9 protein-coding genes and 1 pseudogene are annotated in these 11,226 nt (G+C 53.6%); 7 read left to right on the top strand and 3 right to left on the bottom strand.

Features of this window, described 5'->3' with window-relative positions:
• Positions 1-69: 69 nt before the first annotated feature.
• From SACSAC_RS02520 to SACSAC_RS02510, 3 genes are all read left to right on the top strand, one after another.
• On the top strand, positions 70-762 hold the full coding sequence (locus tag SACSAC_RS02520) for a response regulator transcription factor (RefSeq protein WP_037283118.1): 693 nt from the start codon (positions 70-72) through the stop codon (positions 760-762).
• Positions 763-781: 19 nt separating this feature from the next.
• Entirely contained in the window at positions 782-2,350 is a 1,569-nt protein-coding gene (locus SACSAC_RS02515; protein WP_051506810.1) for a sensor histidine kinase, read from the top strand.
• A gap of 141 nt (positions 2,351-2,491) precedes the next feature.
• Positions 2,492-3,457 carry a 4-hydroxy-3-methylbut-2-enyl diphosphate reductase gene (locus tag SACSAC_RS02510; RefSeq protein ID WP_037283116.1) on the top strand — a complete coding sequence of 322 codons (966 nt, stop codon included), beginning with the start codon at positions 2,492-2,494 and terminating at the stop codon, positions 3,455-3,457.
• 115 nt (positions 3,458-3,572) lie between these two features.
• Here SACSAC_RS02510 and SACSAC_RS02505 read toward each other — a convergent pair whose 3' ends face one another.
• The 3 genes and pseudogenes from SACSAC_RS02505 to SACSAC_RS02495 form a co-directional block, all read right to left on the bottom strand.
• On the bottom strand, positions 3,573-4,280 hold the full coding sequence (locus tag SACSAC_RS02505; protein WP_245608566.1) for a LutC/YkgG family protein: 708 nt from the start codon (positions 4,278-4,280) through the stop codon (positions 3,573-3,575).
• 164 nt (positions 4,281-4,444) lie between these two features.
• A pseudogene (locus SACSAC_RS02500) lies at positions 4,445-5,857 on the bottom strand (LutB/LldF family L-lactate oxidation iron-sulfur protein); the annotation flags it as partial.
• Complete coding sequence (locus SACSAC_RS02495; RefSeq protein ID WP_051506809.1) at positions 5,854-6,618, bottom strand: (Fe-S)-binding protein; 765 nt, start codon at positions 6,616-6,618, stop codon at positions 5,854-5,856. The gene SACSAC_RS02495 and the pseudogene SACSAC_RS02500, both read right to left, overlap by 4 nt.
• Before the next feature lie 193 nt (positions 6,619-6,811).
• Between SACSAC_RS02495 and aldA the strand changes: the two genes are divergently transcribed.
• The 4 genes from aldA (at position 6,812) to aroF (ending at position 11,034) form a co-directional block, all read left to right on the top strand.
• A complete protein-coding gene (gene aldA / locus SACSAC_RS02490; RefSeq protein ID WP_281175745.1) occupies positions 6,812-8,257 on the top strand; it encodes an aldehyde dehydrogenase in 1,446 nt (481 codons plus the stop codon).
• Positions 8,258-8,451: 194 nt separating this feature from the next.
• Entirely contained in the window at positions 8,452-8,778 is a 327-nt protein-coding gene (locus SACSAC_RS02485; RefSeq protein ID WP_037283113.1) for a PadR family transcriptional regulator, read from the top strand.
• A gap of 5 nt (positions 8,779-8,783) precedes the next feature.
• A complete protein-coding gene (locus SACSAC_RS02480) occupies positions 8,784-9,758 on the top strand; it encodes a permease prefix domain 1-containing protein (protein WP_037283110.1) in 975 nt (324 codons plus the stop codon).
• Positions 9,759-9,969: 211 nt separating this feature from the next.
• On the top strand, positions 9,970-11,034 hold the full coding sequence (aroF, locus tag SACSAC_RS02475; protein WP_037283107.1) for a 3-deoxy-7-phosphoheptulonate synthase: 1,065 nt from the start codon (positions 9,970-9,972) through the stop codon (positions 11,032-11,034).
• Positions 11,035-11,226 lie beyond the last annotated feature (192 nt).

The raw sequence follows: 11,226 nt of genomic DNA, 5'->3' as shown, positions 1-11,226 counted from the left end.
AACCCTCCCGTTTTTGCTGCTTGGGTGCTACAATAATAAAAAAGAACGTAGAGGGGAACGAAGGACAAGATGCGATCGAATATACTGGTTGTCGATGACGACGAGAAAATCATTTCCATGCTGAGAAGAGGATTGGCTTTCGAAGGTTACGAGGTTCACACCGCGCCGAACGGGGCGGAAGGGCTGAAGCTGATGCGAACGACCGATCCGGATCTATTGGTGCTTGACGTGATGATGCCGGAGGTGGACGGGTTCGAAGTCGTGCGCCGATTGCGCGAGGCGGGCAGTGCCGTTCCGGTACTGATGCTGACGGCCAAAGACGAGCTGGAAAACCGCGTGAAAGGTCTTGACCTGGGCGCGGACGATTATTTGGTCAAACCGTTTGCTCTGGAAGAATTGCTGGCGCGGGTACGCGCTTTGCTTCGGCGCAAAACGGACAACGTTCGCGAAGACGACGGAGAACGCCTGACGTTCGAGGATTTGGTCATGAACGTCGATTCGCGCGAAGTTACCCGGGGAGACAAACGAATCGAATTGACGGCCAAAGAATTCGAGCTGCTGCATTTGTTCATGCTCAATCCGAGACGCGTACTGTCCCGCGACCTGATCATGGATAAAATTTGGGGTTACGATTACAGCGGCGAATCCAATGTATTGGAAGTCTACGTCGCCATGTTGCGGCAAAAAACGGAAGGCGCCGAGCACAAGCGCCTGATCCAGACCATCCGCGGTGCAGGTTACATCTTAAGAAGCGATTCCTAAAAGGGGGCAGCCCTCTGTTATGTCCATTCGTTTACGCCTGACCGCTTGGTATTCGGGTATCCTCGCACTGACGCTGCTGATGTTCAGCGCGATCATTTATGCATTCGTGTATTACAATACCTACTTGAGTACGTATGATACCTGGCAAAGCCGTATTCGGGAGCAGATTCGGCAAAGTATCGTGGAACAAAACGGCATGGTGACTTCCGACATCAATATCGAAAATTTGTTGAAAACGATCGATAGTCGACTTTACGTGCAGATGTACTATTACGATACGGGTACCTTGAAGCAATCGACCAATATGGCTTTTGTGAGCAATACTTTCAAATTTGATATTCCGGAGCTTAATCTGGTTACTTCGGAATTTAGCCGTATTCATAAAGACGGAAGGCCGTTTCTGATGTATCAGCAAGTTCTGCAAACCAAAGCGACAGGTTCTCCCGTTCTGCTCCAGATCGCAGCCAGCATGGAGGAAGCGGAGAATATGCTGTCCGATTTGAGGTTTATCCTTGTGCTGGGTTCGCTCTCCACATTGATTTTTGCTTTTACGCTGGGTCTGTTCCTGGCCCGTAAATCGATGGCGCCGATCGGCAAAGTGATCGAGGCGGCAAATGCCGTTCAGACAAGCAGCGATCTCAGCGTGCGCATCGACTATACGGGGCCGCAGGACGAGGTCGGACAGTTAATCAGCACGGTCAATCGGATGCTGGGGCGTACCGAGCACTTTTATAAAGACCTGGAGGAATCATACCGGACGCAGCGGCGCTTCGTGTCGGATGCTTCCCATGAACTGCGTACGCCGCTGACGACCATTCGAGGCAATACCGATTTGTTGAAAAAGATCTGGACGATGCAGAGTGCGCCTTCCGGTCTTAGCGAAGAGGATCTGAAGCAGATGTCGGTCGAAGCGATCGGCGATATTGCGGATGAATCCGAGCGGATGAGCCGCCTGATCGGAGACATGCTTTCGCTGGCTCGGGCGGACGCGGGTCAGACGATGCAAAAAGAACTGCTGAAGCTCGGCCCCTTAGTCGAAGATGTCGTGCGTCGCGCTCAATTCCTGCCTCATCGGGCGGAATGGGTACCGGGCGATTTGAGCGCGCTCGACGGCATTGCCGTAGTCGGCAACAAAGATTATTTGCAGCAGATGCTGTTTATCTTTATCGAAAATGCTTTTAAGTACACGATGGAAGGCCAGGTATCGTTCGATATCGTCGTTTACCGTCAACAGGTCGGGATTCGCGTGAAGGATAGCGGAATCGGGATGGACAAGGACGAAGTTCCGCATATCTTCGAGCGTTTCTATCGGGCGGACGAATCGCGCGGCAAGACGCCGGGAACCGGATTGGGACTCTCGATCGCGAAATGGATTATCGACGAGCACCAAGGGTCTGTCGAAGTCGTGACGGTCAAAGGGGAAGGAACCACGTTCATTATCTGGCTTCCGGCGTTATTCCCGGAAATCCAAGCTGCGTCTGCCGCTGAAGCATCTTCCGAAGATGAAGTGATCGATGTCGAACCTGACGAGATCGACAAGAACGATTCGGAATCCGAAGACGCAAAATCGCGGCGTAACGCTAAATAATCCCACAAAAACAGGCGATCTTGCCCGCGGATAACGTGCCGTGGGCGGGGTCGCCTTTCTTCGGCCTTCCGAATACGTTATAATCGGGGTATGCGTGATCGTTCGCGCTTAAGCCATGAATCCGAAAGCAGGTGCTAATAGATGGAAGTTCTACGTATCGCGCCCCGCGGTTACTGTTACGGAGTAGTCGACGCGATGGTGCTCGCCAGACAAGCGGCCAAAAACCTCGATCTGCCGCGGCCTATTTATATACTTGGGATGATCGTGCATAACGCGCATGTCACCCAATCGTTCGAGGACGAAGGAATCGTTACCCTTGACGGACCTAACCGACTGGAGATTCTGGAGCAGGTGGAGAAAGGAACGGTTATTTTCACCGCGCACGGCGTGTCGCCCGAAGTACGCAAGCGTGCCCGGGATCGCGGTTTGACCACGGTCGATGCGACATGTCCGGACGTGACCAAGACGCACGACTTGATCCGCGAGAAGGCGGGCGAAGGCTATGAGATCATTTACATCGGCAAAAAGAACCACCCCGAGCCGGAAGGGGCGATCGGTATCGCTCCGGACAAGGTGCATTTGATCGAAAAAGAAGAAGAAATCGAGCTGCTTAACGTTCCGCCGGGCAAGATCATCATCACCAATCAGACGACGATGAGCCAGTGGGATATCAAAAATATCATGAAAATGCTGCTGGAACGTTATCCGGGCGCCGAAGTCCATAACGAGATTTGTTTGGCGACGCAGGTGCGTCAGGAAGCCGTTGCCGAGCAGGCCGGCCAAGCCGATCTGGTGATCGTGGTCGGCGACCCGCGCAGCAACAACTCCAACCGTCTGGCGCAGGTGTCGGAAGAAATCGCGGGCACGACCGCTTACCGAGTTTCGGACGTGAGCGAAATCAAGCAAGAGTGGCTGATGGGCATTTCCAAAGTGGCAGTGACGGCGGGGGCATCGACGCCGACGCCGATTACGAAGGAAGTCATTACGTATCTGGAGCAGTTCGAAGAAAGCGATCCGTCGACGTGGGAAATCAAACGCACGGTGGACATGAAAAAGCTTTTGCCGCCGGTGCGCGAGAAAAAGAAAGTCCAAGCACAAGCGGAATAAAAGTAAAAAAGAGTGTCCCGACAGTCGCGAGCCGACTCAACCGGGTACACTCTTTTTTATTGGGTATTCATTTTCGAAGGAAGGGTTCACAGGATATTCCTTCGCTGATTACTATTCAAATCAATACATACGTCGCCTTCAGCGGCCCGTGTACGCCTACTACAAGCTGCATCTCGATATCCGCCGAGTTGGAAGGACCAGAGATCAGATTGAGGCAGGAACCGAGCGTTTCGCCTTTCTCGTATCGACGGTTCAGTTCGGCCATCGCTTGGGTGGAACGCGGCACGATCCGATCACGTTCGATCACCGCAATGTAGTGGGCCGGGAGAAAATGCAGCGCGCGTCCCTGATCGGGTCGACTTTCCAGCACGACGGTTCCGGATTCGGCAAGCGCATAGTCGGCGAAGACGATCGCGACATTGGCGGCTTCCGCCCGACGGATATTTTCCTCGCGTGCGGCGTCTGCCGACCAGGCAAAATCATTGTGGAAAGATAAATCGTATTGCGAAAATCTCGGATCGCCCGAGCGAATGACGGAACCTCCGCCATAGCTGTCGATCAAGTCGTCGAGCGTGGCCTGCAGCAGCTGTGGAGTCGATTCGATCACCTGCGTATGAATGAAAAAGCATTGTTCCTTCAACACCTCGACGAGCTGCTCCGGCGTGGAATCGGCCAACGTATCCAGATGGACGGTATGCTTCCAATCGGGTCTCGTTACATCGTCCGTCCGGCGGGGACGTCCGAGACTTTCGGCAACCCGATTCAAAAAAGGGTTACGGTTAGACATATCGGCGGTTCTATTTTTGCTTTCGGTCCGGCTCATGGTTATCTCCCTTCTTTTCCGATCGGCGCAGCCGCTTCTTCTACCGAACTATCGCGTCCAGGCTCGGCTTTCGGCAAAACGGCAGCGTTTGCGTCACTTTTTGCGGAAAGACCGTTTTTGCGAATATCCTTCAAAGGCGCATCGAACGCGTCTGCGCGTTCGACGCGCTCGCGATTCTCGTACCATGAACGGAAGCCGTCTTGCTTTTTGACCGGCTGCGGCATATCGCGTATTCCGATCCAGCCTTCGATCGGACCCGGACCGCGTACGATACGACCGTGTCGGCTGAGCAGGCGGGTCATCGAATAGGCGACGCGCAGCGTACTGCGGAACATGCCTGGCGAAGAAAGGAGTTTGCTCGCCGCTTTCATTTGTACCCGATCCGCGACGCCTGTCCGCCCTTGGGAGACAATGTTCTGCCTATGCATGACAAGCTGCTCATGCAGCGGAATTTTGACCGGGCATACATCCGTACAAGCGCCGCATAAGCTGGAGGCATACGGAAGTTCTTTGTAGTCGTCATAGCCGCCCAATAGCGGGGTAATGACCGCGCCGATCGGACCGGGATAGATCGAACCGTAGGCATGTCCGCCGATATGTCGATAGACCGGACATACGTTCAGGCAAGCGCCGCAGCGGATACATTGCAGCGCTTCGTGAAATTCACTGGCCAAAATCTCGGATCTGCCGTTGTCGACGATCACCAAGTGAAATTCCTCGGGACCGTCGACTTCGCCGGGTTCGCGCGGACCCATCACCGTGATATAGCTCGTCAATTTCTGCCCGACCGCGCTTCGGCAAAGCAAATTATCCAGCACTTCCATCTCTTCCAGCGTCGGCACGATCCGTTCCATGCCCATCACCGCGATATGCGTTTTGGGCAGTGCGGCAGTCAGATCGCCGTTGCCTTCGTTCGTGACCAGATTGATCGCGCCCAGATTGGCCACCGCGAAATTGCAGCCCGTGATGCCGATTTCCGCTTCGAGAAACTTTTCCCGCAAGATGTCCCGCGCGAACCGGGCCAGATGCTCCGGCGTCTCGTCTCCGGCATAACTCAGCTTGGAGGCGAACACGTCGCGGATCTGTTTACGGTTTTTATGCAGGGCGGGAGCGACGATATGCGAAGGCGGGTCCCAATCGTCTTCTTGTAAAATGTACTCGCCGAGGTCGCTTTCGATGACTTCGCAACCCGCTTCCATCAGCACGTGGTTCATTTCGATTTCTTCCGTGACCATCGATTTCGATTTGACTACTTTGCGCGCGTTTTTGCTTTGAACGACATCGCGGATATACGCACTCGCTTCTTCTTTGGTCCGCGCGAAAAAGACATGTCCGCCGCGCCGCTCCACGTTATCCGCCATTTGCCCCAGATAATAGTCCAGGTTCTCCAGCGTATGCTGCCGGATCTGCTGGCCCAGCTCGCGCCATTGCTCCCAATCCCCGAGCGCCGTCGCCGCGGTCAACCGCCGCGTCTTCAGACTGTCCTGCGCCGAACCGACCGCTCCGCGCATAAACGCGTCTCCGATTCCGGCCGCCGTGCGCGCATCGAATTTCCGATCGTCCGTTTTTAAACTCATGCGAAAGCTCCTCCTTCCACTGTACCGCGACGTTCCGGTTCGGCCGGAATGCGATTCAGCACTTCTGCGATATGCATAACTTGGATCTCTTTGCCGGTTCGAGACATCCGACCTCCGATATTCATCAGGCAGCCCATGTCCGCGCTGATCAAATACTCCGCTCCCGTGTCCGCGACGCAGGCGCTTTTTTCATCCACCATCTGTTCGGAAATCTCAGGCATTTTGACGGAAAAGGTTCCGCCGAAGCCGCAGCAGTTGTCGGCATTCTTCAACGGTTCAAGCTGAAGACCGTCCACTTTTTCGAGCAGCATAAAAGGAGTCTCGGCTTCGCCGAGCAAACGCGTCATATGGCAGGAACGATGATACGTCGCGCTGCCTTCAAGACGTGCGCCGACATCGGTAATGCCGAGTACCCGCACGATGAATTGGGTAAATTCGAATGACTTTTCTTTTAAAGCAATCGCTTTCATTTCCCAGTTCGGATCACCCTTGAAAATATGCGGATACTCATGGAACATGGCGACGCAAGAGCCGGACGGACCGACGACGTAATCGGAATGTTCAAAAGCGTTCATCATATTGATCATGGCTTGCTTGGATTCTTCCAAATAACCGCTATTGTAAGTCGGCTGCCCGCAGCACACTTGAGAAGCGGGAAAATCAGTTTCGCAGCCGAGACGTTCCAGAACTTCGACCATCGCTTTGCCGACGCCGGGAAACATAAGGTCAACCAGGCAGGTCGAGAAAATGCTGACTTTCATTCGCGATCCCTCCGTTTCTCCTTTATTGTACTCCGCGATTGTTCCATTGAAAACCATAAAAGCAGAAAAATAAAATAAAAAACATCACAAAACCACAGATAAAAAGAACTAAAATGTTGACAATAAAAATTGATAACGTTTACAATACAATAGAAGAAACAGACTTTAACCCATTTCTGAGGAGGCAGGTTCGGTGCAAAAACATCAGATGTACATTAACGGGCAATTTACCGATGCGGAAAACGGAGAATGGATGGATGTGACCAATCCGTCGACGGACGAAACGGTTTCTCAGGTTCCGAAAGCGACGAAGGCGGACGTGGCCCGGGCGATCGACGCGGCGGAAGCGGCGCAAAGCGCCTGGGAAGAAACACCGGCGGTGGAGCGGGGCATTTATCTACATAAAATCGCCGACGGTATTCGCAAGCAGGCGGACGAGATTGCCCGTTTGATCTCCGAAGAAGTGGGCAAAACGCTGGAACTGTCGACGGTGGAAGTCCATTTCACGGCGGATTATATGGATTACATGGCAGAGTGGGCGCGGCGTTACGAAGGCGAGATCGTCCAGAGCGACCGCGACAACGAGAATATTTTTGTGTTCAAAAGAGCGATCGGCGTCACCACGGGCATTCTGCCTTGGAACTTCCCGTTCTTCCTGATCGCCCGCAAAATGGCTCCGGCTCTGATCACGGGCAATACGATTGTCGTGAAGCCGAGCGCCGAGTCTCCGAACAACGCCATCGCGTTTACCAAAATCGTCGATGAGGCGGGCCTGCCGAAAGGCGTGTTCAACCTGGTTACCGGACGCGGCGGCGAAGTGGGCAACGAGCTGGCCAGCAATCCGAAAGTCGGAATGGTCAGCTTGACGGGCAGCGTGCCTGCCGGACAGAAGGTAATGGAGGCCGCGGCCGAAAATATCATCAAAGTCAGTCTGGAATTGGGCGGTAAAGCTCCTGCGATCGTGCACAAAGACGCCGACCTCGATATCGCGGTGAAATCCGTCGTCGATTCGCGCGTAATCAATACGGGTCAGGTGTGCAACTGCGCCGAGCGCGTTTACGTGCATGAAGACATTAAGGAAGAATTCACGAACCGTCTCGTCGAAGCGATGAAAGCCGTGAAATACGGCGATCCGTTGAAAGATTCGGGAATTCACATGGGCCCGCTGATCAACAAGGATGCGCAGGACTCGGTACAAGCGAAGGTAGACCGCGCGGTCGAGCAAGGGGCGAAAGTTCTTTTGGGCGGCAAAAAGGTCGAGGGTACGGGCAGCTTCTACGAGCCGACGGTCATTGCGGACGCAAGCAACGAGATGGAGATCATTCAGGAAGAAATTTTCGGTCCGGTCATTCCGATCGTCTCGTTCAAAACGTTGGACGAAGCGATCGATCTTGCCAACGACAGCGAATTCGGCCTGACCTCGTCGCTGTACACGCAAAACCTCAATGTGGCGATGAAAGTCGTGAAGCGTCTGAAATACGGGGAAACCTACATCAACCGCGAGAACTTCGAGGCGATGCAGGGCTTCCATGCGGGCTGGCGCAAGTCGGGCATCGGCGGCGCGGACGGCAAGCACGGCCTGAACGAGTATCTGCAAACGCAGGTCGTGTATTTGCAGTACGATAAGGATATTCAGTAAAAGCGTCCGATAAGCGAAAGTGGAATAATAGGTTCAATCATCCCAATGCGGAGGGCTGCCAAGAGGCGGTTCTTCGCATTTTCTTTTTATGCAAAACTACTTTACCTGTCGTAGTAACCATGATACATTGAAGATGCAAAATTACTACGACAGATGAAGTACGACAGACATAGTAAAAGAAAAGGGGGAGGCCCTTGATTAGCAGCGACGTCATCCGAGGTTATAACGATACGATGATTCTGTACATGCTGCTCGGCGGAGAATCGTACGGCTACGAAATCTCGAAAAATATCCGCAGACTGTCGGAAGAAAAATACGTGATGAAGGAAACGACGCTTTATTCCGCTTTTACGCGATTGGAAAAGAACGGCTATATCGCTTCTTTCCATAAGGACGGGGAGAGCGGGAAGCGGCGCACCTATTATCGGATTACCGAAGAAGGGCTGGCCTACTATCGGGAGAAATGCAGCGAATGGCAGGTCACTCAAGAAGTCGTCAATAAATTCATAAAGGAGACGTGAAGACGATGGACGTACTGCATGCTTATCTGGACAGCTTGTTTGCCCCATGGCCGCGTACCGCTCAAGTACTGAACTTGAAACGGGAGATGCTCGATACGATGGAGGACAAGTACGAAGAATTGAAGCAGGATGGCAAAAGCGAACATGAAGCGATCGGGATCGTGATTTCGGAATTCGGCAGCATCGATGAGTTGATGCACGAGCTCGGGATTTTGCCGGCTGCCGAAACCGGGGAAGAAATCAGCATCTCCGAACAACAAGCGCTGCAATACGAACAGATCGTTCGCCGCTCCTCGCGCCTGCAAGCGATCGGTTGGCTGTCGATTTTGTTCGGCGTCGCCGCCACGATGGTCGTCGCGGCGTTGAACGAACACGGCGCTTTCGGCAGCTGGTCCGGCGGCCAGGCCTATCTGCTTGCACTGATCGCGTTGTTCGTTTTCGTGGTTCCGGCGATCGGCTTGTTTATCGCGAGCGGCAGCGGCAAAGAGCGGTATAAAATGCTGGAAGGCGATTTCGAACTTTCTCCGGGTGCCAAATCGAAGACGGAGCAGCATATGGAAGCTTTTCGTCCCGTCCATTCCCGTGGGATCGTCATTGCGGCTTGCCTGGGTACGCTGTCTCCCGTGGCTTTATTGATCGCGGGCATAAGGGGAGAAGGCCAACTGCCTTACGGGGCCGCGATCATGCTGGCTTTGTTGGGGGGCGCGATTGCTTTGTTCGCGTATGTCGGAGGCATTCAAGGCGGATTTCAAAGATTGCTTCAGTTGGGCGAATATACGCGGGAAAAGAAAGAAGAAAACCGGGTCATCAACCGTATTGCCGCGGTCGTTTGGCCGATCGCGTTCGTGGTATTTTTCGTCAGCGGTTTCGTTTATCAGCGTTGGGACGTGAATTGGGCGATATTCCCGATCACCGCTGTTTTGTTTGCGGCGATCGGCGGCGTGTACAGCATGCGCCGAAAATCGAAAGGGAGAGCCTGAATGCCGCATGCGGCAATTCAAACTTCGAGGCGTTGCGAACAAGAAAAGGATTTGGTGCTCTTCGGGTTGACGGGGAGCCTTTTCTTTGCTAAGATTACTTTAACGAATAAAAGCCTAAAAGCATAAAAGCGTTTAAGTGCGAAAGAATTTGTTGGATTTCTATTGATCGGGAACCCGATTCCCATTCCCATAACGAAAGGACGAAACCATTATGATCGCTATCTTATCGAACCAAGCTCCCGAGGAGCAGCTGCAAGAAGTTATTCGCGTCATCGAAAAAGAAGGACTGACCGTTCACCTGTCCAGAGGAGCGGATCGTACGGTCGTAGGACTGATCGGTAAAGCCGAGCCAAGATTAGCCGAGCATCTGCGTCAGATGAAAGGCGTCGAGGATGTCGTGAAGATTTCCAAGTCGTACAAGCTGGCCAGCCGCGACTTCCACCCGGAGAACACGGTGATCCAGATCGGCGACGTCAAGATCGGCGGCGGAGAGCTGGTTGTGATGGGCGGACCTTGCGCGGTAGAATCGCCGGAACAAATCGACGAAATCGCTCGTTTGGTTAAAGCAGCGGGCGGACAGGTGCTGCGCGGCGGCGCGTTCAAGCCGCGTACAGGCCCTTACAGCTTCCAGGGCGTCGGCGTGGAAGGTCTGATCATGATGGCCGAAGCCGGCAAAAAGCACGGTTTGCTCACGATCACCGAAGTCATGACGCCGGAATATGTCGATATCTGTGCGGAGTACGCGGACATTCTTCAGATCGGTACGCGTAATATGCAGAATTTCGACTTGCTGCGCAAATTGGGTACCTGCGGCCGTCCGGTCCTGCTCAAACGCGGCTTCAGCGCAACGTACGACGAGCTGCTGAACGCGGCCGAGTACATCCTGGCAGGCGGCAACCCTGACGTCATGTTGTGCGAGCGCGGTATCCGCACGTTCGAATCCTACACGCGCAACACGCTGGATCTGGCGGCGATTCCGGCCCTGCAAAGCCTAAGCCATCTTCCGGTCATTTCCGACCCGAGCCACGGTACGGGACGGCGCGAGCTGGTCGAACCTATGGCTAAAGCTTCCGTTGCCGCAGGCGCGGACGGTCTGATTATCGAAATGCATACCGATCCGGACAATTCCATGACGGGCGACGGCGTTCAATCGTTGTTCCCGGACCAATTCGCGGGTTTGATGCGCGATTTGGAACAATTATCGCCGATCGTCGGCAAAAGCTTCGCCACGCCGAAGGCGGAAGCCGCTGCTTTTAAAAATTGGGCGATCGTCTAATTTTTGAATGCTGGCAAACCAAAAAGCATGCTGTTTTCATGCGCTTGCTAAATAAAGAAAGCCCGCGTCGTACCGCTATTTGCGGTCGATGTCGGGCTTTTGTTTCAAGCACCTTCAAGTTTCGCCAAAGTGTGAGCATAACTTACATTGCCATAAAAAATACCTGACATGAGTATTGACTGCTAAATAGTG

Origin of the sequence: Saccharibacillus sacchari DSM 19268 (assembly GCF_000585395.1) — a bacterium.
GTDB classification, from domain to species: Bacteria; Bacillota; Bacilli; order Paenibacillales; family Paenibacillaceae; genus Saccharibacillus; species Saccharibacillus sacchari.
Note: the sequence above shows the minus strand (reverse complement) of the source record. Positions and strands in the feature narration are given on the sequence as shown.